Raw genomic sequence first — 24,164 nt, 5'->3', positions numbered from 1 at the left:
CCTTGATGCGCTCTCGCTCTGCCGTCGTGACGCCGTCGCGTTCGCCGCTATCCACCTGGTCACGCTTGACCCATTTCAACAATGTATGGGCCGAGCACCCAATCTTTGGGGCGATGGCCTGGACCGCCGCCCATAGCGAAGGATGCTCGCCGAGTTGCTCTCGCACCAGGCGAACAGCCCGATCTTGGACTTCGGGGGAATGCTTGATCTGCTTGTTCATGGCTCCATTCTCGCAAGAGTTGGAGCCTCCTCAAAACCCGGGGCGATTCATATCCTTGAATGTAGGGAAGCCCCAACTGATGCAGGACCGCGGAGATGTTCTGGTGCTTAAGTTCGACGGCACCCTTGCTTCGAATCTTGAGTAGTGACCGAAGGCGAGCGTTATGCTCGCTCTTGCTATACGGCAGCTGCTGGGATTCAGAAGACAGCATCTGGAAGTAGTCGCGCACCGTGGCCTCCACCTCTGCTCTGCTCCATTCCTGGCCAACACGCACCACCTCAAAGCCAAGGTCTGTGAGCACGCGTTCCACGGTTGCTTCGCCGCCGGAAAAGACGTCAGCGCTCAGTGGTCCTTCGTCAGGAAACGCATACCCGTAGGCAGCTCCCACAATCGCCTTCGAATCGTAGAGATCCCCTGTAAGGGGATCTCTGAGCATGTACTCCCGTGCCCTGCCGAACCCATATTTGTCCAGGAATGCTGTCCGCCCGAGCTGCATAAACTCTTCAAGTGCCAGCTTGACAGCATCAGGATCTTTCAGCTTATGAATGCTCATGGCTCCAAGAGGCCCATTTCCTCGGTGAGGGAGTTTCGATTATTGCGTGCAGGCAGTTTGTCGTCCATCCGAGTCCGCAAGGCGGCGATCTCTACTGAAGAGTGGTCGCTGCGCTGCCGATCCAGATGCTCGATGGTCGTACTCGTGCGCGATGTTCGTTTTCATCGACCTACGACTCGAATATCAACTCCGGCAAGACGACTTCCCACTGCGCAGAACGAACAGCCCGCCTGAATCCTTCATCTTCATCATCCAATCTACGGATGATGATGGCATGCACGCGCGCAGAGACACGGGCCAATCCCAGCGGCGGGGTGTAGCCACGCGACAATCGCCCGACCACGAGTTTGGATGACGAATCCATTAATTCCCATCGGTCGGTGTCGCGCCGTACCTCGAGCGTGCTACCGGGACGCAATGCTGAGATCGCTTGATGTATGGAATGGCTTGGAGCGAGGCGACCGGAGAAGCCGAGGTCCACGTCAGCTGGGGTGAGGCGCTGATATCGTCGAGAAAGCGCAGGCATCGGTTCTGGCAGAGCCACCGGTGAGCGCTGCATTATCGCGCTCGTAGCCGGAAGCGCATCGATCAGTTTGTTGCCGCCAGCTAAGCGGCAGAGTACGAGGAGGCTTTTTGCCCTCGTTACGGCGACGTAGTACAGTCGGCGGGGCGCGTCCTGGTCCTCGTTCTTTCCAACTCTTTCCCATCCGCCGTCGAGCACCACAACATAGTCGAATTCGAGGCCTTTTGAGCTGTGCGCGGTCAAAAGGAGAAGGCCGCTCTGGCGGCGTCTGGCTTCGCGGCCCCATTCTGCCAGCCACTCAATGAAGTGGCCAGCGGGCAACTCAACTCCTGTCGTCTCCAGTTCGTACGCGTGCGCCGCCTCGCGCAGCAATTCCCACCACGGGCCGTCGGCTTGCGTGTCCAGCCAGAGGTTGATTGCATGACTGTCAATGAGCTTCCGCTCGCTGCTGCGCAGCCACGCCAGAAGGGCCTGCGTTTCACGCAACTGCCAAAACTTTGTTGCCTCGTTGTCTGCCATCTGGACTGGAATGCCGAGGTGTTCGCAGTAAGCGCGAACCGGTTCCAGGTGCCGCCATTCGCGCGCGACCACCGCGCAGTTGCTCCATTTCCAGTCAGCGTCGAGCGCGGCCAGACGTTGTAGCTCAGTGATCGCCGCCAGTGCCTGCCGAGCTGTGGACTCACCCGCAGGCAGCACCTGGACCCGGCCCTGCGCGACTGGGTCGCGTACTTCCCAGGCGTCGCCTGCCGGCAGCCGCCGCCTGGCACGGTCGATGGTAATCGGATGTTCAGCCTTCATGCGTTCGGAAGCCGGTTGGATGAGGGCGTTTGCTACATCAATGATGTTGGCGCTCGAACGGTAGTTCTCGATCAAAAACTGCGGCTTGGCCTGGTAGTCGTCTGTAAAGCGGCGAATGAATTCCACCGATGCGCCATCGAAGCTGTAGATGTTCTGGTCGTCATCGCCTACCGCGAAGAGGGTGAGCTTGTTTTCTTCATCTTGCAAAGTACGCCCTGCAAGCGCGGAGATCAACCGGTACTGCGCTGGGCCGATGTCCTGGTACTCGTCTACGAGAATCCAGCGAAAGCCCGCCAACAGTCGCTGGCGCTGCTCGTCCGCTTCCTCCGGCGCGAGGTCGGTACCGTCAAGCAGTTTGATAGCTTGCTCCAGCACTTCCTTGAATCGGTCGTCATTGACCTTGTCGGCCTGCCCGGCAAAGCTAACGCCCGCCAGACGCATGGCCAACGAATGGCACGTCAGAACGGTGACACCCTTAGCATCGTCACCGATTAGGCCGGCAAGACGTCGGCGTATCTCCACGGCCGCATGACGGTTATAGGCGAGAGCCAGGATACCGTTTGGATTCTCGCGCCGCACGCGGACTAGATAGGCAATGCGGTGCACCAGAACGCGCGTCTTGCCAGATCCTGGGCCGGCAAGCACCAGCACATTGGTCTGCTCCCGGTCGTCGGTGACGATTTGCTTCTGTGCCGGATTGTTGAGCGCGTCCACGATCCGCTGCCAAGAATCCGGTGTGGTCTGTCGAGATAGCTCCTTTTCCCGATTGGGCAGCCAACGCAGAAGAAAGGCGTCCCGTGTTAAGCGGAAGTAGTCGTTGGCTAGCTCATAGGCCTCCGGCATGGCGTGGAGACCGCGCTGCGCGTACTCTCCCATCACATGGATCTGCGTGACCTGTTCGTCGTAGTGCAACTGCAGAGGCGTAAAGTCTGCTTTCAGGAAGCCGCGTTTGTCCGGTTCGAGCCGGATCGTCATCGCGGGCCGGAAGACCGCCAAGCCTTTGTTCAGGCGGATGACTTCCTGCTCGTGCAGCCACAGCAGAGCGCGGTCGAGTAGCTTGGCAGGTTCCTTGACCTGTCCACACAACGCCGGGTCGGCTTCCAATGCCGACAGAAGTTTGCCCAGCGTTGTCTCTGCCAGCAGGTCTGTGCCGCGGGCTGTAGGTGACAGGCAGGAGAGAAGATGCGCAAGTAAATGTCTCGCTGCGGCCCGGCGTAGATTCGCGGTTGAGGCTAGCTTGTCCCAAGGACGTTGGAGCTGTATCTGGATGCTCTCTGCGTCCAGCCGCCGGATACGCATGCTGCCGACGCCGTTGTCTTCCGTGCGACCGTCATTGGAGATGCTGCGCACGAGGCGCCAGATCTTTTCCGGCAGGGCATTGGGGTGTCCTTCGTCTTTCAAATGCTGAGCCGCGCGCCTCAAATGAAGCACGGAGGGCTCGTCCTTATGAAGGTCTGGAGCCGCTTCTTGCAGCATTTGGATCAGAGTCTGCTCCATGGACTCCGTCTCCTCCAACCGCTTTGACGAGGAGCGTTCCACGGCAGTGTGGACGAAGGCGGTCAAAGCAGTGTCATTACTGGCAATGCCCAGACGCTCGAGGTCAAAGAGGGCGCCGCGGATCTTTTCGGCGCTGAGGCCAGAAATCCCCATCAACTCGTCTGTGGAAATGCCCGCGTCGGCGCTGGCATCCAGCAATGCCCCCACCAGGGCCATCAGCTGCTGGCGATAGGCATCGGCCAGCGGTGTTCCAGCTAGTTTCTTCGTGGCTTCGTCGAGCGAGTTCACACGCAAAGACGAGGGAAAGATTTGAACCTGGTTTTCCTCGCGGGTTAGGAGGATGGCCTCCTCCAGCCAGGAAATGGCGGTGCGCACGCGTGTGTCGTCAGTGGCAGAGTCGCGCTCGAAGTTCCCTTCCTGGTCTTCCGCTAGGATCTCCCCTGGCGTGGCGACTACTTCTCCGTCGAGCCGCTTCTTGCGGTCCAGGCTGCGCAGCGAACGTAGGACGGTTTGTATTTCTACGCGTGTCAGGCGCGAACGTGCGGACATGCCAAACTGCCTCTCGACGTCGTCCACCGTGTACAGCAGCACGCAGCGAGCTGGATTGCGGTCGCGTCCCGCTCGGCCAGCTTCCTGCAAGTAGTTCTCCAGGGAGCCGGGGATGTCCGCGTGCACTACCAGTCGGACATCGGGCTTGTCGATGCCCATGCCAAAGGCATTGGTTGCAGCGATTACCCGTAGCGCGCCGTTGATGAAGCGCTCCTGAACACTCTTCTTCGTTTCCGGCGAAAGTCCGGCATGAAAATGTTCGGCATGGATGCCTTTCTCGCGCAGGACAGCAGCCACCTCCTCCGTCTTCTTGCGCGTCGCACAGTAGACGATTGCGCCATCCTTACCGTGCGAGGGGAGAGCAGCTGCAAGTACCTTCGAGATGTGCTCGAACTTTGCCTCCGCTGTGGTGGGCACCACCGAGAAATCGAGATTAGTGCGATTAGCCCCACCGTTGAATGGCTTGAGTTCGACGCCGACCTTGTCGCGGAAGTGCCCAATGATGTCGTCAACGACATCCGGCTTGGCGGTGGCTGTTAGGCAGAGTACCGCGGGAACGGGCCCCTGGCCGGCCTTTTCCTTAATGAAACGGCCGACGTAGCGGTAGTCCGGCCGGAAGTCATGGCCCCACTTGGAAAGGCAGTGCGCTTCGTCGAGAACCCATGCTCCAATCTCACGCTGCGCGAGTGTCTTGCGCAAGGCCCGGTTGCGCAATTGTTCGGGCGAGATGATCAAGATGCCGATGTCGCCCAGCCGGACGCGGTCCAGAACGTCGGCCCGCTCGGGCATTGAGAGAAGGCCGTTGACCGCTGCACAGCAAGTAATTCCCTTCGCTTCGAGGCCGGACACCTGATCAGCCATCAGTGCCACCAAGGGCGAGATGACTATTGTCAGCGCCCCAGTTTTGTTGAAGCGCGACAGCGCTGGGATCTGGTAGCAGATTGACTTGCCCGTGCCAGTGGGCAGGATGCCGAGTGCATGTTCGCCACGCATTGCGGCCTCGACGATGCCCCGTTGCAGTGGATTGCCGTCTTCATCGACTGGCTCCGGTCGGAATCCGGGTAATGACGGGAACCAGCGGACGAGTTCCTTGTCTGCGTTATGGCGTAGCTGACACCATGTGCAGTCAGGGGCGTTACAGGGCGTGTCCCTAAGCAACTTGACCAGCCTACCGGCCTCCGGGAATTGGCTACGCACCCAGGGCGGCATCACGGAGTTGCCTCCTGCTACGGAAAGCCAGGCGATGGCATAAGCGAGCCCCCAACCTTCGCGCTTGGCATCTGCCACGATGCGGCTGCGATGCGTGGCGCAGCTTTCCTCCGCCAACAGACGATCGATAGCAGCAGTGGCTTCTTCGTCCGTCGGTCGAAGCGCGCGGCGTATCGAGGCAAAGAAAGCATTCAGCCCAGAACCCGGTTCGTCGGCGGTGGTGAGCCAATGCCACGCGACAAGATAGTCGGGATTGGCACTGTTAAGCTGCTGCATGGCCTGACGCTGGTCGCGGAACACCTCCAGGGTCAGCCGGGCATCCAGTTCGGGATCGTTGAGACGGCCACGTTTGAGCTGGCCATCCTGGTAATGCTTGACAAGATGGTGGTAGGGATTGCGCGGGAAAGCCAGGGGATTGAGCCGCAATGTGTCGACCGCGGGCATGCCAAGCAGACGCAGGTTTGCGTTCGCCGCCGCCAGATGAGGGAGGTCGAACGCTATCAGGTTATGCCCGAGGAGAAACGCGCAGGTCTGCGAAAATGTATCGAGCTTTTCCAGCGCCGCCGCAAGATCCCCACGGCGATGGACTAGGACCTCGCCCGTGTCGCCGCGGACTGCCGCAAACTGGTGAATGCGCTTATCTTCGATCCCTACTTCGAGATCGATTGATGCGCACCGTGGTGAGAAGCTGTTTTCCACTTCCGTCCTGGCTTCGTCGTCCCTCATAGAATTTGACCTTCGTTCGTTCTTATTTTTGCCAATTCCGGCGAATTTTCCCGCTACGAGGGCCTGCCGCCAAGCCAAGACTCGATTGCAGCGACCGTTACATCGTCAAGCTCCATTTGTTCACGAAGACAGAGCGATTTCACGTTGTCGACCAGCTTCCTACCGAGAATCGGAGCGTCATTTGGCCCGGCGTCGAACGAGTGGCCGCGGAATAGGAGGCCGCGCAAGACATGGTTGATGTCGGATCGACTGATGGGCGTCTCAGCCGCCTTACAAAGATCGCGAACACGCTTTGCGGTTTCCATCAGGTGGAATGGATGGGCGACGGAGTCAGCCTCGATGAATCCAAATAGAACTTGATACTTCGTTGGGGAAAGCAGGGGCGTTCCGGTGACCTCGTGAATCATCCTTGCGGCCGAGTAAAGTTGCCGCGCCTCGCCCCAATCCTCTGGCGATTGCTGCGCTAGGGTTACTCTCGCCGGATCGGAGGCCAATCCGCCGGAAACCGACCAGTCAAACACGACGGGACGGACATCTAGGGATTCAGCGAACTTGCGGAACGTGCCCTTGCCATTCCAGTCCGCGGCAAGCTGCGGATGCCGTTGTATTATCAAGTTCGCCAGGGTTCCGCATTGAATTGGCTGCCTAGCCTTGGCCACCTCAGATTTCACCAAGTTAGTCGCCGCGTTGACGAGCGTGTCGCCGTCAGCTCCATTCTGGCGGCCCGCCGGGGCAGGAGCGGCATGTCGCTTGGGGTCGCGGACGTAACCACCGCCCTCCCAACAAACCTCAAGGGGAAGCACGCCCTTGGACTCGAGCAGGCCCCTGAAACTGCCGAACCCCGCCCAAGATGAGGCGTCGATGCCGTCGACCTTCGAAAGGATGAGCGACGCTAGGCGAGACAGGGGCACCGGCCCCTGGGACTCGGCCACCGTCTGGCGCAGCATTCTGAATGCACTTTCCGCTGCATCCGTAGGGGATGTTCTTAATTCAGGGGGAGCAGGTCGCACCTCTGCATCGTCGTAATTTGCAAGGGCATTGCGGACGAAGTCATCCTGATCGATCAGGAGATCGGCAGATGCGCGGTACGCGGCCGACGGAAAGCCGATGGCAAGAACTGTCGTACGACGGTCCCAGCGGCGTAGCTTCCGCAGGACTGGCGTGAAGTCTGCGTCGGCAGAGAAAACGATGAACTCGTCGTATCCCGCCTCATGCTGCAGCAGCTCGACAATGTCCAGCACCATGTGGATGTCGGTGCTAGTCTTCCCCTCACTTGTCAGTGCCGGGCAATCGACGATCTCAAATCCGGAGAGGTTAAAGGCCGGGCGGAACCGTTGGTACGCCTGTGGATTGAGATAGCAACGGCGGACAAGGACGCGGCGCCTTGCCCCCTCTGGTGTGTGATCCGGCAACTTTAGCGACCCAATCAGCCATTCCATCCACTGTGCAGGGTGGCGGGCGAAGCGGTCAGCACAGGCGGGGTCAAGTCGCCTGAGACCGGAATAGACGTTGTCGAAGTCGACAAAAAGCGCGCTCTTCATTTTACCTTTTCTCGGTCGCAACGCGGCCCGTTGCATACGCTTGGCAAGCAGCCGCGTAAATGGGAGAGGTGACTTCGGAGTATGTAGTCATGAGTCTTATCTTGCAGCCCTCGAATATTAACCCGCCTGAGATTTCGGGGCCAATTGAGGCGATGGCAGCCAAGTCGCCCGGACTGGCCTAAAGACCAGCGGCATGCTGCCCGACGCCGTGTCTACTTAACGCTCGAACCCCATCGGACACAGGAAATCGAATCGCGCCGATTCGTCACTACCATTCTCTGAAGAAAACCATATTTCGATGTTGCGGATCACGACCTGCACCATCTCATCGCTCATGGCTGTGCCTGAGAGTGTATGCCTTAAGGCTGCGCCGATGCAGTGATCACTCACGCCCAGCAAGGCGCATAAATACAATTGATGCGACGCACATGTGTATCTATCATTAGGTTAGATTTAGGATGGGGCATGCCATGGGCACGAGCTACGAGACGGATGTGGTAGCGTGGGCACGCGAGCAAGCTGCCTTGCTGCGCGCAGGCAAGCTGTCGGCCATCGACGCCTTGCACATCGCGGACGAGATTGAGGACGTGGGAAAAAGCGAGCAGCGCGAATTCACGAGCCGGATGGCAGTTCTTTTGGCTCATCTTTTGAAGTGGCAGTTTGAGCCGTCAAGGCGAAGCAAGAGTCGGCAGTTCACCATTGGCACGCAGCGCAAGGAAGTTGCCTATATCCTGAATGAAGCTCCAAGCCTTGGCGCCAAGTTCAATGACGATGCATGGCTGGATATTGTCTGGTCAAAGGCTCGTGGCATCGCGAATAACGAAGCCGGCCTTGACCTCGACGTGCTCCCGGAGGCGCTGCCGTGGACAGTCGATAACGTACTGTCGCAGGAGTTTCATCCTGAGTAAGGAATTACGGGGCAAGCTAGGCCTCCAATAGCCTGCGGTGGTACTACCCAAACGATTTCAACCTTCATATATTCCTCATTCGCTCCCAAAATTGGCAATGTACACAGTCGGAAGTTAGGCTTTGCTACCCTCGATTGTCTAGCGTCCCGAGTATCCCCTCCGACCCCGCGAAAGTAGGGAAGGCGCCTAACAGCACCTTGCTGCGGACGTACGATCGCTGTTGATAAGCGGTTCAAAGGCACCAATGTTTTCGGTCAGCTTGCCTTCATCGTGCATGAAGACCACGAGACCGGGCACGCAGGTTCGAATCTTGACGTTCATTTACGACTCCTGGTCGAAACCGTTGATATTCGTCGCTTACGTATTTGCAGACGTTGCCGGTGGACACGTTGAAGGTGGATCGGTCGTTTCTTGCTGGGATCGATGCGCACCGGCGGGACAGTGCCATCCTGCGGGCGATTGTTGCGATGGCGCGGTCGGCTTTGGCTAGGTTTTGGGTTAGTTGGGCTTTGGTGGGTTGTATTACGAACCTCCTTGCATCGGTAAGAAAGGCCCGCTGTCCTTTGTCAATCGGATGGGCACGAAGGAGGGTTGACAGACCGCTGCCATACCAGGTTCCAGTAGGTGAACTCGCCTTACTGATCGAGCGACGTAATTTCCAGAATCAATTGAAATTCCCGAAGAAGGTCTGGCTGGTGACTGCTCAAGTACTTAAGTATGAAATCGTTTTCGAGGAGCTTCGACAAAAATCCTCGAGCGAGAACGAGGTTTAATACGTCTTGCCCATAGGTTTGCTCCACAAGCTTATACTGTTCCTGCAGGTTACTCATCTCGTGCTCCATCTTTGCCATCTGTTCTTGGGTCACGCCGGTGAGCCTCTTCGGCTTTTTGCCGTCGACGAGTCGAACAGCAGGCGTCGCGACCAATAGCGCTTCCGCATAGGCGACGGAGACATTATTTGCAGCGACCATCAGTTCCACGCACTCTACTTGGCGGGTTGGCTTCATCTTTTTGATGGCTCTTGTGACCTCTGGCGAGAACTGCCGATCTTTCAGCAGTTCGACTGCTTCGGGACAGATGCCATCGAGCAGATTGACCTTCTTTATTATTTGGCTAACGTCGACTGAGAGCGCCTTTGCCAGTCGCTCCGGCGAGACACCTCGATCGATCGCACGGCGAATCATGTAGTGCTCCTGGACTGTAGCCAGGCGATTGATACGGTTGTTGTATGTGTATGCCTCGTCATCGGTTGCAACGAGACATGGCGCTTCAACAATGCCAAGCTCTCGTAGAACCATCAGCCGGATATGGCCGTCGAGCAGCAGATGATGGCCGGACTGGTGGTCGACTGCGGTTACGGAAAGGGGTTCTATTAGACCAACTTCCTCGATTGAGGACCGGATTTGTTTGAACTTTCGTGTGTTGGCGATTCCGGCCGGTGTTCTGCGCGAAGGCAGAATGCAAATTACCGGTACGGAGAGGGATTCTGGCACGAAGCCAAGTGTTACGCCGGTCATGGCTAACCCCCGGTTGGCCAGACTCGATCGGCAAGGTATTGAGGCAATGTGGACAGTGATTCAGCGCGCAAGAGGTTCACGAAATTTTCGTCGGCGAATAGCTGACGAAAGGCGCCAACGACGAACAGCAAGCGCTGCTGCGTGAACTCGGCCTTTCGAACCATGGCCTTCTGTCGTTCCACCTCACTCTCGTACGTGCGAACTAGGCTGGACGTCGTGACGTCGGCTTTTTTTAATGTCATGTATCTGGCAGCCGACCTTCCCAATGTCTGCCGACGTTCGATGATGCGCCGGGCGGTCATCAGCTGTTTGCCACGTAGCTTTCCCGACTCGTAAGCCTCCTGCAGTGCCGCCTGAATCGCCTTGTCGTCATCGCCGGCTCCAGCGATAGAAAGTGCCGCAGTCAGCGGGATTTTGCCCTTCTCGACAGCGATGAGAAGACGCTCCTCTCCATGCTGTAGCAGCATCAATATGCCTTGGACATACGTCTGCGTCAGGCCGGTCTTCTCAGCAATGGTTTTGGGGGAGTACCCTTGGTCTTGCAGTTGCCGAATGCCAGCGAGCAACTCCAACGGGCGGCATTGCCGTCGAGCGATGTTTTCAGCGAGGCTCATAATGAACGCGTCCTCGTCGCTGACATGAACTACCATCGCCGGAATGGTTGTCTCACCGAGCGAGCGAAATGCCTTTAGACGACCCTCACCGCAAACGAGAAGGTACCTTTCCGTGCCGTTAGAGCCAGCTCGAGGCGTTACAGTGATCGGCTTTTTGAGCCCGATCGTTTTGATGTTTCCAACGATCTCATCAAAGACCCGACTATTACGTTCTCGTGGATTGATCACCTCGATTTGATCAATCGGGATCATGCGGATTTCCCCCGCCTGTTGCTTCATGGTCATGCTGCCCTCCGCAGCTTGGCGCGCTCTGCCATGTGATAGAGGTAGTCCAGCGTGTCGAAGCGATAGCTCTCATACTCGATTGAGTTTCGCTCCGCCAAGCGAATGCCAGGCTGCGCGAAATCTAGCCGCGGCAGGAGGTAGTAGTCGAGCGGCACATCGTTCAGCTCGTTTAGTCGAACAGCTACCGTGATGTCCGGCAGCAAGCTTGTATCGAATCGCACTTTCCAATGATTTCGACCGTTCTCATGTGGCTGGCATCGTGACAAGACGAGCGAGACGGTGAACTCACGATTGACATCCAGGATGTCGGTGGCAGGATCTCGGACGACGGAGCCGCCAAGATCGGCAATGGCCTGCTCTGTCTGGGTAACGATGGTGGGGTGCAGATGGCGCAGGAATCGATTGACCTCGAGGTAGTGGTAGTCTCTATCCGGTGTAAAGCCAACAGTCTGGTAGGCTCGAATCAAGCTGCCAAAGCGGTATGCATAGACAGCAGATGATGGCATGCCCTCTGTTTCGTCAATAATCAGCCCTGACAGGAAGCCACGGTTCCTGTAGAGATTTCGAAGCCGTTGTATCAATTCCTCGCAACTGTATCGGCGTGCGCGGACACGTATGATGCCTTGCGCGGTGTAGAAGACATCAGGAGGGACGATCGGTTTGAACGCACCATCCTTTCGAATCCACATATCTGGCGAGTTAAGCACGCGCGCCTTTTTGAGTTTGAAGGAAACGCGGTTGTAGACATTGTTGCCAATGTACTTTTCGTTGGTTAGAACCTCCCTAACGGTTGCACGCGTCCATTCGCGATCCAGATCCGTACGCACCCTCATTCCATTTAGGCGCGCTGCAATTTCGTACTCATTCAGCGATTCATCGATAAACCAGTTGTAGATTAAGTTGACGATCCGGACCTCATTGTCCGGTCCAGGCATTAGAATGACGCGGTCGGTTTGCAGGCTCTTATGCTCTCCTCGGCTAAGTTCAGCCTTCATCAGGCCATGCTCGTCTACCAGGACCCGCCGCAAAGCGTAACCAGCGGGACCGCCTTGCCGAAATCCGAGTTCGATCAGTCGGCACTGTCCCGCGAACACCTTGGCTGAAAGCTCGCGGCTGTATTCGCCGGCCATTGCGCGCTTGACTCCTTTGACGATAGTTGATACAGGCGAACCATCGTTCTCGAATTGTTCTGCGCAATATTCGACCTGAATACCGGCGCGCCGGCAGATGTACTCGTAGTACGCACTCTCATCAGCGTCCTGAAACCGGCCCCAGCGGCTGACGTCATAGACGAGAATCACTTGGAAGTCGACGTTGCCGCCAGTGACGTCTTGGATCAGGCGTTGCAGTGCTTGGCGGCCGTCGATTCTCAACCCGCTTTTGCCTTCGTCAGCGTATGTGCGGACGATCTCTAGGCCCCGCTTGTTGGCGTACTCGCGGATCTTCTCGTGCTGATTCTCCGTCGAGTACTGCTGATGTTCTGTGGACATCCGAACGTATTCGACGGCGCGCAGCGCTACGTCCCTTGCCGGCGCAGCTTCGGTGAATTGATCGACTGTCATGATGACCACGAGCCAATGTGCGAACCCGCTCTCACGCTCCTGGAGCCACTTTTTCCGGTGCGATGCCCGATACCAGTGGACCATATGGAGGTGCGGATGTCTTCCTCTGGAAGTCGTTCGCTGCCCTGGGAGAGCGCACGGATCCACAGTAGCAGGCCGTGCACCAACATGCCTCACGTCATCTCTTTGCAATCATGGGCAGGAGAGGGCCGCCCCGCGGCAGTACAACGATCTCCACGGTCCACGCGTCCATCTTTGCAATGCCAGCAGACGTCTGTCGCTGCAGGGTGTAAATGCCCGATGGCAGCGGGCTTCGGGCGCATGACACATCCATCTTTGCAATCGATCGACGTCGAAGGTTTCTGGAACGCTGCAGCGTCCGATTGCGCTCAACATACGCAGGATGCGCAGTTCGATAGTGGGACCAGTAGTCTTTGTGGTGCATAAGCCAGCTGCTTCGCGCTCGGGCTTGGTTGTCGCGATAGTCTGGATCGCCTCGCATGCGCTGCTTTTGCCAGCGGCGCCGACGTTCGCGCTGGCAGGCGGCGTCCGAGCAATAGCACTGCTTCGGTACCTGGGGACGCGGCAGGAAGGATTGGCCGCAGGCGGCGCACCGTCGCATAGCTTTCATGATTCGCTCCAGTGAAGGAAACGAGTATGCGGCGAGGTGGCGGGGGCTTATTCAGCAACCGCTGAAAAACTAGCCCAGGGAGAAGGACAGTGCCTAAGAGTTTTCGTTGAAGGATCGTCCGACGGGTGACACCACTTATTCTGTGATGTCAGTAGGAAATTTCCACTTTTTTTGAAAATAGTGGAAGACGTGCTTCACAGAAAAGATGGGTAAGTCCATGATTTGTAAGGTGCCGTTTGCCAATTATTTTGTGAGACGACACTTATTGTAGGATCTCAGAAAAGTTGATGTTTTTCACAAATAAGTGAAGCGATCTGGGCTGGTGGGTTGCTGTGGGTTGTCAGATCGACTTCCTTAACATTTCGCACGACTGCAGAAAGGCCGCGTCCCTCATGGGGCGCGGCCTTTCTGCTTTGAAAATCGAAGAACGCGCGGTGCAGGGGTGTGTCAACCCGATTTGGTTTGTGAAGCCTTTTCCCGGCAATAGCCCAGCACCATCGTACGGCTCCCTCGCTTGGACACCGGGGCCGGGAGAGGTGGCGTACTCATCGATGCTCTGAAGCCATCCATTGGACCCGTCGACAAACTTCAATAGGGCGCGCTGATTAGTGCAGTGCCGTTGCCGCACTTGTGTCACAGCGGGGGTGAGTGTGGACGGGATATCCCCAACTGCTTCCGAGGCAGCAATGCTGGCTCCCAAAATTGTCGATGCCGCTTACTCCTTCGCCGAGCTGACGGCAGACCATAGGTTCTCACGGGGGTGCATAGAAGGTCGTCAACTCCAATGCCACGATATATTCACTACAGCTAAGGACGCCTTGCGATGCGGATTGCGATAGGCAAGTTGTCCAAATAGTTCAACTCGCAATTTAATTGCAACCCTACCTACGAGGTAGAGAAAAAATAGATACAAATTGATGTTGCGCTTTCCAATCCCCGTTCACGGCACTTTGGAATTTCGCTACACTTTGCCAATCAGGTGGATGCCTGAGGGTTGAGTTGATGGTGGTTGCTTAGGTCGAGAGAGATCCTCGCTTATCTGCGAAGGTAAGCGATTACATGTAAATGTAATCACGACCGGGGCGTTGGTGGCGAACGCTTGGGAAACCGAGATCGCTCCTGGCGCGTACGGGTGCCAATCTGAGGTGTACATCAGGTAGGCGTGAAAGCGTGGGGAGTTGCCGGCGCGGGTTATTTGCTCTCTTTCGTGACTCGTTTAGGTGTAGGCGGATTTGCTTGCAAATCTATAACCGAAAACGAGGTATCACATGACAAATATTGTTGTAAACGTAACCACTATTGTTGTTCAGAACTCAGTTGTGAGTGGTCGGGAGGCCGCCATTCGCAATGATAAGCCCGCCAGCGTCGGCAACGGCAGAGATTTTTGGCAGAAGTATGAACGGCTGATTTTCTTTGCTGCTAGTTGTGTATTTCAGCTCGTGCTGAGGTATTACTTCTGGTAATCCCCACTTCTTTCCCCTTTTGGTCTTCTCGTATGGCCACGTACGATAAAATATATTACGAGAGCAATCCCATAGGTTCCGTAGCGGCGCTTGCTAAATCTCTAGATGTAGCAGAGTCGCGCTTGCTTCAAGTCGCAGCCGATATTCAGTCTTTTTACCATATCTTTGAAAAGACGGTAGGTAAAAAAACGCGGCAACTTTGCAACCCAAACGATGAGTTAAAGCGACTTCAAAAGAAAGTCGTCTCCCGCATCTTTGCGCATCTCGTCTTTCCGCCTTACCTTCACGGTGGAATCAAAGCAGAGGATCCGCGTGATTTCCTGTCAAATGCGGGCGTTCATGTCGGTGCGCACGTCGCTATTGCGATAGATGTAAAGGATTTCTTTCCTTCCATTTCGGAACAATCGATTGCACAGGCTTTTAAGCTGTTATTTCGCTTTCCCAAAGAAGTTGCTGAAATCCTGGCAAAGCTAACGACCTTAAATGGCTTCGTACCTCAAGGTGCGCCGACCAGTACCTATTTGTCGAATGTCGTAATGTTTGACAAAGAATATAGGCTCGTCGCCCGCCTCAGGGCGAAGGGGCTTCGGTATTCCCGTCTGATTGATGACATAACGATAAGCTCCGAGAAGTCAATGATGCCGTCTGAGATTGATAGGGTGACGACGGATGTCATTAAAATGCTCCGCGCATATAATTTCTACCACCACGAAGCTAAATATAGAATTCTCACGAGAAGCAACCCAAAGGACCTGATGATGGTCACCGGGCTATGGCTTAATCGAGGGGCTCCGAGGGTAGCAAGGAAGAAGCGAGAGGATATAGCAGCGCACGTGGTGCAACTAAGTAAGCGAGCGCTAGAAAATCACGCGCGAGAGGATGAATCTTATCATCAGGAATTTCACGCCTTGTCAGGAAAAGTGGCTTTACTCCAACGAGTGGGGCATCGGGAAGCGTCTCGGTTGCGCTCAATCTTGAGAGAAATAAAGCCGATCTATGGCGAGCAAGAGTTAAGAAGACTTCGAAAGATTATTCCTGCCTTCTGCGAGAAGGTCATCGACCGTTCCAAGCTGGGATATATTAAGAAATTTTATAGATTCCAGTATTGTGTTGGAATAGTCAGAAACAGCCATCCAAAGCTTGCGGCAACTCTGCAGGCGAGTCTAAATAGTGTTAGGCCGACGAAAACCTTGAGGGAGCTTGATGAACATGAATAGGAAGGTTGGGCGACTTAAGGTATATGATCCGGTGGCTGGCTCTTCAGCGCTCATAGATAGCAGGCGCTTTTGAGCGAGGTCGCCCACCCCGGTTGACAGCGGACAGCGGGCCTCTATCCCACATATACGGAGGTCGCAATGACTAGCACCACCCCAGCTCCCCAAGAGCCCACCCTCGCCCAAAAGCAAGCCCAACTATCCGAAAACCTGGCCAAAGCCGACCGCGCTCAGTTCCGCCGCCAAGCCAAAGCCGCCCCGCCCCCACCCAGCAACGCCGTCACCCTTGAGGACCACATCCTCGAAGTCACTGACGACATCCTGCGCGTCAGCGCCGGCCTTCAGTCCGCCCTGACCTTGCTGGATCTGCAGAGCGACAGCATCCCCGAATGCATCGGCCTCCACGCCCTGCTTTTGCCGCTCAGGCAACAGCTCATCGAAAGCGCCGACCGCCTGCAGGCACTTATCTGACGAAGGGCAGGCCCGCGCAATGCGGGCCTGAAAGCAAAACGGCGCGGGCCAATTGGTCTCGCGCCGCTTTGGTAGTGCTGCAAGTTGATGCTTCAATGTCCGTCAAGATCAAGCCGTTGATCACTGAGACCTACTCAGGCAGGTGCATTTCAATTGCGGCGGAGGCTGCGGCCTATCCCTTGTAGCCGTACAAGCCCCCGGCCAAAAGGCGTGCACATGCCCACGTTGCAATCATGCAGAGAATGGCTTCCCACCCTCGTCCGGTGACCATCAGCCAGCCGGTCCAGAGAAAGCCGGCGAGACCCAGCACCAAAGCGCAAAGGATGCGGGCAAGTGCAATGCGCCAGCGCCATGGGAGCGGGGCCGTCTTTTTGTCCTCGTGGTCAGTCATTGCGTCCCTCTCTGCTGGATTGAAGCCCTGTCTTCGAGCACATTCATTTGCGCTGACACAATTAAGCTATGTCGTTCTGTTCGCTCCTTCGGTGCGCGTGGACACGTTCGGGGATTCATTCCAAGTAGTGACTTCAATGTCCGCCGATTGGACTCAACTCATCCAGCTCCGCAAGAACGGCATCCGTCAACACAATCTCCCCCGCCTTCAGGTTCTCCCTCAAATGCCCCACCGACGAAGTCCCCGGAATCAGCAACACATTCGGCGCCCGGTGCAGCAACCAGGCCAGCGCCACCTGCATCGCCGTCGCCCCGATCCCTTCCGCCACCTTTGACAACCCCGCCGACTGAATCGGCGTGAACCCGCCAAGCGGAAAGAACGGCACGAACGCAATCCCCTGCTCCGCCAGTTCATCCACCAGCGCATCATCGCCACGCTGCACCAGGTTGTACTGGTTCTGCACACAGACAACCGGCGCAATCTTCTGCGCCTGCGCCACCTGCGCCGATGTCACGTTGCTCAGTCCGATGTGGCGGACCAGCCCCTGCGTTTGCAGCTCGGCCAGCGCAGTGACTTCCCTTTCGATCGAGCCTTCCGTCGGCGCATGGATATCCCCCATGAGCCGCAGGTTGACGACGTCCAGCACCTCCACACCCAGATTGCGCAGGTTGTCATGGACCGCTTGCCGGATGGCCTCCGGCTCAAGCGCCGGCAGCCATGAGGCGTCTTCGCCGCGGCGGGCGCCTACCTTGGTGACGATCACCAGGTTATCCGGGTAAGGATGGAGGGCTTCGCGGATGAGCTGGTTGGTGATGTGCGGGCCGTAGAAATCACTCGTATCGATGTGGTTGACGCCGGACGCGACGGCTTCGCGCAGCACGGCGATGGCTGCGTCACGATCCTTCGGCGGGCCGAACACGCCGGGCCCGGCGAGCTGCATGGCGCCGTAGCCCATGCGGTTCACGGTGCGGCCGGCAAGCGTGTAGGTGGTGGCTGGGCGGCGAGGTTGGGACGTGGTGGACATGGCGCTCTCCTTGATTCGGTTTGGCTGAACAGGTGGCGCCAGTATGGTTGGCGTTGCAGTGTTTGATAATCCGGCCTAGATTGAATGGGCTGTTTCAAAATTTGAACAATGGTATGGAATTCAACGATCTGGCCGCGTTCGTGTCGGTGGCCCGCGCCGGCTGCTTTCGGGATGCGGCGCGGATCAGCGGCGTGTCGGCGTCAAGCCTCAGCATCGCCGTGCGCCGCCTGGAGGCGAAGCTGGGCCTGCGCCTGCTCAACCGCACCACACGCAGCGTCGCCCCGACCGAAGCGGGGCTGCGCCTGCTCGAGCGGCTCACGCCGCTGTTCAGCGAGATGGAGTCCGCGCTGGACGTCCTGAACGCCTTCCGTGACAAGCCCTCCGGCACGCTCAGGCTGAATGTGCCATCGAGCGCCGCGTGGACGGTGTTGCCAGCCATCCTCCCGCCGTTCCTGGAGGCCTACCCCGACATCCGCGTAGAGCTCGTGGTCGAGGATGGATTCGTCGATGTGCTGGCCATCGGCTGCGACGCAGGCATCCGCTACGAGGAGCGGCTTGAGCAGGACATGGTCGCCGTCCCGATCGGGCCGCGCGTGCAATGCTTCGCGACGGCGGCAACGCCTGGCTATCTCGACCGGCACGGCAGGCCGGAGCATCCACGCGATTTGTTTTCGCACGTCTGCCTGCGCGGGCAGTTCGCCAGTGGCGCCACGCCACCGTGGGTGTTCGAGCGGGATGGGAAGGCGTTGCGGCTGGATCCGCCGCACCGGTTGCTGATCCGGCCTGCTGCGTCGATCGACTTGGCGATCAGTACGGCGCTGGCTGGCGTTGGGGTAATCCACATCTTCGAGGGCAAGCTGAGGCCGTATCTCGAAAGCGGGGCGCTGGAGCCGATTCTTGAGCCTTGGTGGCAGAAGTTCTCAGGGCCGTTTCTTTACTATCCGGGACGAAGGCACTTGCCGGCGCCGTTGCGGGCGTTTGTGGACTTCTTGAAGGCGAGCGGAGAGGCATAGCACGTCCAAAGGCTATCCTCATTCCTTTGCAAGGCCGCCAACGGCTCTCCCATCTTCCACGTCGCCTGACAGCATGCGAGAGAAGCGCAGGGACTAAGCGCGGGAACTAAGCGCAAGGACGAAGCCCAGACGAGCCCCCGACCAAGGCACCGAAGGACGCCGCTCGCCTCAAGTCACGGCGCTCACGAAGGCCTCGAACGCGCTGGCCTCCACCGGCGGACAGAAGAAGTGGCCTTGCCCGTAGTCGCAGCCGGCAGCCAGCAGGATGTCGCGCTGCGACTCGGTCTCGACGCCCTCGGCAATCACGCGGATGCGCAGTGCATGCGCCATGCTGATGATGGCGTGGCACAAGGCCACGTCGTCCGGGCCCCGCGTCAGCGAGCGGATGAAGGACTGGTCGATCTTGATGTAGTCGATGTCCAGGCGCCGCAGGTACGACAAGGACGAGTAGCCGGTGCCGAAGTCGTCGAGCGCGATCTCGATGCCGGACGCCTGGAAGCGGGAGAGCTGGTCCATGACATCGGCGTTCTGCTCCATCAGCGAGCCTTCGGTGATCTCGATGACGAGGCTGCCCACCGGCACGTTCCTGCGCTCGATCATGCTGGACCAGGACTCGGGCCCGCTTGCAGGCGCGCAGAACTCCACTGGTGATTTGTTGACCGAGATCTGGAAGCCCTTGCCCAGCAGCACCTGCCAGCGCGCAAGCTGGTCCAGCGCTTCCGTCAGCACCCAGCGGCCGATGTCGATGATGAGGCCGGATTCCTCCGCAACGGCAATGAAATCGGCCGGGTGGATCGGCCCGCGCACCGGATGGTTCCAGCGAATCAGGGCCTCGGCCTTGCAGACCTTGCCCGTGCGCAGATTGACAATGGGCTGGTAGTGCAGCACGAACTGCCCGGACGCCAGCGCCGTGCGCAGGTCCTGCGTGATGCGCAGGCGCTCCCTCTCCGCCTGCAGCAGCGCCTGGGTGAAGACCTTCCAGCGATTGCGGCCCTCATCCTTGGCGGCAAACATCGCGTGGTCGGCGCACACCAGCAGGGCCTCGGCGTTGTCGGCGTCCTTGGGCCAGGTGGCCACGCCGATGCTGGCCGACACCACCACCAGCTCGCCGGCCAGGCGGTAAGGCGCGGCAATCCGCTCCAGGATCGCCTGGGCAATGTCCTCGGCAACGCCGGCATCGCCCACCGCGGGCAGGATCACGGTGAACTCGTCGCCGGCCAGCCGCGCCACGGTATCCGACGCGCGCACCGATGCCGAAATGCGCCGCACCGCCTCCAGCAGCAACAGGTCACCCTGGTCGTGGCCGAGGGTATCGTTCACTTCCTTGAAGCGATCCAGGTCGATGAACAGCAGCGCCAGCACATCCGGCGTGCCGCGCGAACGCTCAATCTCCTGCTCCAGCCGGTCGAAGAACAGGCGGCGGTTGGGCAGATCCGTGAGCGCATCGAAATTCGCCTGGTGCCGGATGACTTCCTCCGCCTGGCGCTTCTCGGTCATGTCATGGATCAGCGCAACGCGGCGGCGCTCGCCGTACGCGTGGGCCAGGTAGGTATCCACAGTCAGGTAGGCGGGAAACTCGCTGCCGTCCTTGCGGCGGATCGAGAATTCGCCGCTCCATTTGCCCTTGGCTGCCACGGTGGCCCGCAGGCGTTCGACCAGCCCTGCCGCATTGCCTGCCCCGCTGATGCTATAGCCCGAGCGGCCCTTGATCTCCGCGGGTGTATAGCCGGTGGCGGCGGCAAAGGCCGGATTCACGTCAATGATGGTGCCATCAAGCGACGTCACCACCATGGCCTCGCTGCTGGACGAATAGACCAGCGAAGCCAGCCGCATCTCCTCCATATGGCGCCGTCGCTCCGCTATGGAGCGGCGCAGGCTGTAGTACAACAGGCCAAGCAGCAGCGTGGAAGCAATGGCGCCGGCCAAGGTAACGCGGCGATAAACCTCGTAGGGCGCCAGCACCAGGCCGACCGACTCGCCCACCACGAAATTGAGCCCGAACTCCGGCGCACGGTAGTAGCCGAAGACCCGCTCCACGCCTTCGGACCCCGACACTGCCCGATAACTACCAGACTGGGGCGAGTCGCTGGCGAGGTACGGCCTGTTGCTGACCGCCCTGGCCAGCGTGCCCTCCAGGGCCGGCACGCGCGCAATGACCTGGCCGGAAGTCTTGATGACCGAGGCCACTTCGCCATCGCGGTTAGTGAACGCCTGCGCAAAGCTGGCGAACTGCTCCGGACTGACCGAGACCACGATGACCCCATCGAAGCTGCCCGCGCGCAGGATGGGGCGCGTGAACTGGATCGACCATTTGCGCGAGACCTTGCCCTTCACCGGGTCGCTGATGAACAGCATGTCGCGCCCGTTCGCGTTCTGATGGACTCGGAAATGCTCGCGCCCGCTCAGGTCGATCTTCTCGCCGGGTGCGGGCGGGGCGATGGACGAGTAGATGAGCAGGCCATGCTTGTCGATCACTGACACCTGAAACGACAGGTCTACCACCAGGTTCTCACGCTCACGCACCATGTCGATGAACCCCGGCTCGCTGACCAGCCAACTGGCCCGCAGGTCGAGGAGGAACTCGGACAGCCGCAGGATGTTGGATTTCGAGTATGCGGCGAACGCCCGGGCCTCCGCCTGGGTACGCTGCGCGGCGTCGTGCAGCAAGCGATCCCGCTCGCTCACGAGCTGAAACGCAGCGAACGCCCATGTTGCAATCAGCCACGCCGCCGCCCCCAGGTTCAACGGGGAAAAGACCTGGCGCAGGCGCTGCAGCGCCTTGCCATATCGGGTGGTCGAGCGTTCTGGCATCAGGGTATCGCAGCGCAGCGAAGAATCGACATCGATAGCAGGCTAGTCGAGGTCAGCGAACCAGACAAGCAGCACGCACTCTAGTCCCGTGCTCACCGCGTGGAGCCGGGCCGGTGTGCGCCGAAAGCGTCACGTCGTGATCATGCCCCGCTGGACTCGTGGGCACGTGGGCCTCGTTACCGGACATGGCCCGCCTCATGCGAAGTAAGCCTTCGTATATCGGCGACCACGCGAATGTGCAAAGGCTGGCCGGCATGGATTATGGCAACTATGTGCCATTCCGGCCTGATTGACGCCCCCCAAAAGGGGGCTAAGGCATTTTCGCCACAGACATTGCGGCGCCGCTGTCTTGAGACCTGCCCATTACTACGCGCTGACGACAAGGATGGAGTCCTGCCAAATTGGCGAGGCTCTCATTGTCGCGGCTAGTAATGGAGGTGCGGGCGGGATTCAATACTCCTGCAATACCCACCCACTGATCGCCGCGAAGTATTCGCGGAGCCAGGCGTTATATCGAAGATAGAGCGGCGTCGCGGCCCCTACCCCAACCACCGCTCCAAATCCCGCCTTCCGCGCAATCCGCACCGCACGGCGCACGTGGAAATCGCTCGTCACCACTACAACCGGCTCTGCGGCCGCAACGCCCTGCGCTTCAAGCAGCCGCCGGCTGAACACCATGTTCTCCTCTGTACTGGTACTCCGTCCCTCGCGGATGACCCGGTCCGGCGCCAACCCGCGCGCGATCAGGTAGTCGGCCATGATGTCGGCCTCGCGGCAGCGCAGGCCAAAGTCTTGACCGCCGCTTACCACGACCTTGCCCTGCGGCCAGCGGCGTGCTTGTGCCAGCCCCTGGTCCAGCCGCGCCATCAGCGTGGCTGAGGCCTGACAGTTCGGCGTGCCGGAACCGAGCACGATGATGGCTGCCGGCGGCGGTCCGCTGAACCTGGCGGCATCCGTGCCGCTGTGGATGCCATAGAAGAACAGTGCCACCGTGACCAGCCACGCGACAAACGCTGTCCAGCCTGCCGCCCATATCCGCCGGTGCCGCCGGCTCGCCGCGCGCCAACGCGCCACGGCGTGCCAGCGCCATGACAGGGCGAGAAAGGCAGCGCCGATCGCCAGGGGCAGGACAACGCCAAAGTTGAACAGGCCCATCAGCATCAGCACGATGGCGTCGCCAGCCAGCAATGCGCCAGCCAATGCCAGGCCGATGCGCCACCATGGGGAGCCTGCCTTCGTCATGCCCTGCGTTGTTGTGCGTGCCAAGATCGTCCTGTGCGTTGAACTCAGAGGCGTGAAGCATACCGTCATCGGTCTGGCGCATCGAGCGCGGCCATCGCCACGGTCACTCAGGCTCGATGTCCGCCGTCCTGGTCCATGCAGCCCGACGCTCCCGATACGCCAGCCTGTGCGCGCGCAAGACCGCCGGCGCCATGGTCTGCGGCGTCATCCCCTGTCGCGCCAGCGCCTGGCGGACGGTGGGGTCGGTGACGGCATCGTTCACCAGTGCGCGCATCCGTTTGACCACCGCCGGAGCCGCCGGCAGCGAGTCCAAGAAGGCGAGCAGGATCTGGCCGCCGATCAACGGGCTGCTCTGCGGCACCAGCAGGATCGTTGCGAAGGTTCCGAATATGCCGGTCCAGACGAAATCCCGCACGGGACCCCAGCGGGCGCCTGGCATCCTGCGCTGGCGTGACCCTCGCTCAGCCCGGCGGCCATCAGCATCGAAAGAATGCTGACGAGGCTAGGCGTCAGAGATTGTGGGGTAGCGATATGTCGACGGCATCAACGAGATACCCTGCCTGCAGCGCTTCCGGAGGGTCCGCAGCCCCGTCGCCAAGGAAACGAAAGGCTTGCTCGGGACTACGAAAGGCGCCCCGGATGTCTCTGAAGGCATGGCCTACATCGCCCTGGGCGGCCCGCTTCTACGCAAGGTCGCCCATCCGGAATGCTTCAACCAGCCGCTTAGTCGTGGTCGTGATCCCCGTGGTGACCGTGGTGACCGTTGTGATGATGCTTGTCGTAATGCGGGTGATGGTGGTGGTTCCACTCGTCGCGGCCCCACCAGCGGCGGCCGTCCCAATAGCGGTCGCCATGCCAGCCGATCACGATGACGGCCGGCCCGGCCACGACGGCGGGAGCCGGCTGATAGACCACCGGCGGCGGCTGATAAATCACCGGCGGCGGCGGGGCCGGCGCCACGTAGACCGGGGCGGGGCCCACGTTCACGTCAACGTCCACGCGCGCCGCCGCGGCCGTAGAGACCGCCACGGCGAGCGCGCCGAGAGTGAGGCAAGCAGCGTAGCGTCGGGGCATGATCATCCTCTTTGGAGAACCAGTACCTTTTCAATCTACGACGGAAACCTCGTGCGCCATGTGTGCATAAGCAGCTTTCGTGATGCCGATAGCGCGGGGATTTGAGCAAGAACGGTGATGGACGCTAGAGGGGTTCCCTCAGGGAGCGTGCGCGCACGCGCCTGAGGGAAGATGTCGCCTTTATTGTGTCGAGCAATGAAGGAGACCTCAGCAGTGTGCCATGCCTTGCTACAAACGCCGGCGTTTTTTGCCCTGTTACGCCGGATCGACGAAGACCTGATGACGGTGGCGCGGGACAGGGGCTGCTGCCATTGCAGCTCTGTGCTGC

Annotated in this window: 17 protein-coding genes and 2 pseudogenes; 6 read left to right on the top strand and 13 right to left on the bottom strand. The window is 59.1% G+C overall.

Annotation, left to right across the window (positions count from 1 at the left end; all coding sequences use genetic code 11):
* The 3 genes and pseudogenes from A3A5_RS42380 to A3A5_RS0131855 form a co-directional block, all read right to left on the bottom strand.
* Nucleotides 1-220 (bottom strand): annotated as a pseudogene (locus tag A3A5_RS42380) (IS3 family transposase); the annotation flags it as partial.
* 722 nt (nucleotides 221-942) lie between these two features.
* Nucleotides 943-6,075: a RecQ family ATP-dependent DNA helicase gene (locus A3A5_RS0131860; RefSeq protein ID WP_026201337.1), complete on the bottom strand. Its 5,133-nt coding sequence runs from the start codon at nucleotides 6,073-6,075 to the stop codon at nucleotides 943-945.
* A 53-nt stretch (nucleotides 6,076-6,128) separates the two neighbouring features.
* On the bottom strand, nucleotides 6,129-7,616 hold the full coding sequence (locus A3A5_RS0131855) for an NYN domain-containing protein (protein ID WP_018314499.1): 1,488 nt from the start codon (nucleotides 7,614-7,616) through the stop codon (nucleotides 6,129-6,131).
* Nucleotides 7,617-8,086: 470 nt separating this feature from the next.
* Between A3A5_RS0131855 and A3A5_RS0131845 the strand changes: the two genes are divergently transcribed.
* A complete protein-coding gene (locus tag A3A5_RS0131845) occupies nucleotides 8,087-8,524 on the top strand; it encodes a DUF29 domain-containing protein (protein WP_018314497.1) in 438 nt (145 codons plus the stop codon).
* Nucleotides 8,525-8,710: 186 nt separating this feature from the next.
* Here the strand turns inward: A3A5_RS0131845 and A3A5_RS45460 are convergent, their stop codons facing one another.
* Nucleotides 8,711-8,845: a hypothetical protein gene (locus tag A3A5_RS45460; protein ID WP_255343554.1), complete on the bottom strand. Its 135-nt coding sequence runs from the start codon at nucleotides 8,843-8,845 to the stop codon at nucleotides 8,711-8,713.
* Nucleotides 8,846-8,883: 38 nt separating this feature from the next.
* Between A3A5_RS45460 and A3A5_RS45455 the strand changes: the two are divergent.
* Nucleotides 8,884-8,997 (top strand): annotated as a pseudogene (locus tag A3A5_RS45455) (EAL domain-containing protein); the annotation flags it as partial.
* 162 nt (nucleotides 8,998-9,159) lie between these two features.
* Here A3A5_RS45455 and A3A5_RS0131840 read toward each other — a convergent pair.
* From A3A5_RS0131840 to A3A5_RS0131830, 3 genes are read right to left on the bottom strand one after another with little or no spacing between them, the layout of a single operon-like run.
* The gene (locus A3A5_RS0131840; protein WP_026201336.1) at nucleotides 9,160-10,041 is read right to left on the bottom strand and encodes a plasmid partitioning protein RepB C-terminal domain-containing protein; all 882 of its coding nucleotides are present in this window, start codon (nucleotides 10,039-10,041) and stop codon (nucleotides 9,160-9,162) included.
* Between the two features lie 2 nt (nucleotides 10,042-10,043).
* Nucleotides 10,044-10,940: a ParB/RepB/Spo0J family partition protein gene (locus A3A5_RS0131835; RefSeq protein ID WP_018314495.1), complete on the bottom strand. Its 897-nt coding sequence runs from the start codon at nucleotides 10,938-10,940 to the stop codon at nucleotides 10,044-10,046.
* Nucleotides 10,937-12,502, bottom strand: a complete 1,566-nt coding sequence (locus A3A5_RS0131830; RefSeq protein ID WP_026201335.1) for a recombinase family protein — start codon at nucleotides 12,500-12,502, stop codon at nucleotides 10,937-10,939. The genes A3A5_RS0131835 and A3A5_RS0131830 overlap by 4 nt, the downstream gene beginning before the upstream one ends.
* A gap of 1,899 nt (nucleotides 12,503-14,401) precedes the next feature.
* Between A3A5_RS0131830 and A3A5_RS43745 the strand changes: the two genes are divergently transcribed.
* The 3 genes from A3A5_RS43745 to A3A5_RS0131825 all read left to right on the top strand — a co-directional run bounded on the left by A3A5_RS43745 (nucleotide 14,402) and on the right by A3A5_RS0131825 (nucleotide 16,281).
* On the top strand, nucleotides 14,402-14,596 hold the full coding sequence (locus A3A5_RS43745; protein ID WP_157637348.1) for a hypothetical protein: 195 nt from the start codon (nucleotides 14,402-14,404) through the stop codon (nucleotides 14,594-14,596).
* 32 nt (nucleotides 14,597-14,628) lie between these two features.
* Nucleotides 14,629-15,813 (top strand): reverse transcriptase family protein, encoded by a 1,185-nt coding sequence (locus tag A3A5_RS42365; protein WP_081624032.1) that lies wholly within the window; start codon nucleotides 14,629-14,631, stop codon nucleotides 15,811-15,813.
* Between the two features lie 138 nt (nucleotides 15,814-15,951).
* Nucleotides 15,952-16,281 carry a DUF1484 domain-containing protein gene (locus tag A3A5_RS0131825; protein ID WP_018314493.1) on the top strand — a complete coding sequence of 110 codons (330 nt, stop codon included), beginning with the start codon at nucleotides 15,952-15,954 and terminating at the stop codon, nucleotides 16,279-16,281.
* 172 nt (nucleotides 16,282-16,453) lie between these two features.
* On the opposite strand, the gene A3A5_RS0131820 is transcribed toward A3A5_RS0131825, so the two are convergent.
* Nucleotides 16,454-16,672 (bottom strand): hypothetical protein, encoded by a 219-nt coding sequence (locus tag A3A5_RS0131820; protein ID WP_018314492.1) that lies wholly within the window; start codon nucleotides 16,670-16,672, stop codon nucleotides 16,454-16,456.
* Between the two features lie 133 nt (nucleotides 16,673-16,805).
* Nucleotides 16,806-17,696, bottom strand: coding sequence for an aldo/keto reductase family oxidoreductase (locus A3A5_RS0131815; protein ID WP_018314491.1), 891 nt, complete (start codon nucleotides 17,694-17,696; stop codon nucleotides 16,806-16,808).
* A 113-nt stretch (nucleotides 17,697-17,809) separates the two neighbouring features.
* Between A3A5_RS0131815 and A3A5_RS0131810 the strand changes: the two genes are divergently transcribed.
* Nucleotides 17,810-18,709 carry a LysR family transcriptional regulator gene (locus A3A5_RS0131810; RefSeq protein ID WP_018314490.1) on the top strand — a complete coding sequence of 300 codons (900 nt, stop codon included), beginning with the start codon at nucleotides 17,810-17,812 and terminating at the stop codon, nucleotides 18,707-18,709.
* A 168-nt stretch (nucleotides 18,710-18,877) separates the two neighbouring features.
* On the opposite strand, the gene A3A5_RS0131805 is transcribed toward A3A5_RS0131810, so the two are convergent.
* From A3A5_RS0131805 to A3A5_RS0131790, 4 genes are all read right to left on the bottom strand, one after another.
* Entirely contained in the window at nucleotides 18,878-21,520 is a 2,643-nt protein-coding gene (locus A3A5_RS0131805; protein WP_018314489.1) for an EAL domain-containing protein, read from the bottom strand.
* Nucleotides 21,521-21,970: 450 nt separating this feature from the next.
* Nucleotides 21,971-22,762 carry a YdcF family protein gene (locus A3A5_RS0131800; RefSeq protein WP_018314488.1) on the bottom strand — a complete coding sequence of 264 codons (792 nt, stop codon included), beginning with the start codon at nucleotides 22,760-22,762 and terminating at the stop codon, nucleotides 21,971-21,973.
* Nucleotides 22,763-22,865: 103 nt separating this feature from the next.
* Entirely contained in the window at nucleotides 22,866-23,177 is a 312-nt protein-coding gene (locus tag A3A5_RS0131795) for a hypothetical protein (RefSeq protein WP_026201334.1), read from the bottom strand.
* Nucleotides 23,178-23,485: 308 nt separating this feature from the next.
* On the bottom strand, nucleotides 23,486-23,836 hold the full coding sequence (locus A3A5_RS0131790; RefSeq protein ID WP_035814133.1) for a hypothetical protein: 351 nt from the start codon (nucleotides 23,834-23,836) through the stop codon (nucleotides 23,486-23,488).
* Nucleotides 23,837-24,164 lie beyond the last annotated feature (328 nt).

It is taken from the genome of Cupriavidus sp. UYPR2.512, assembly GCF_000379565.1.
Classification (GTDB): domain Bacteria; phylum Pseudomonadota; class Gammaproteobacteria; order Burkholderiales; family Burkholderiaceae; genus Cupriavidus.
Note: the sequence above shows the minus strand (reverse complement) of the source record. Positions and strands in the feature narration are given on the sequence as shown.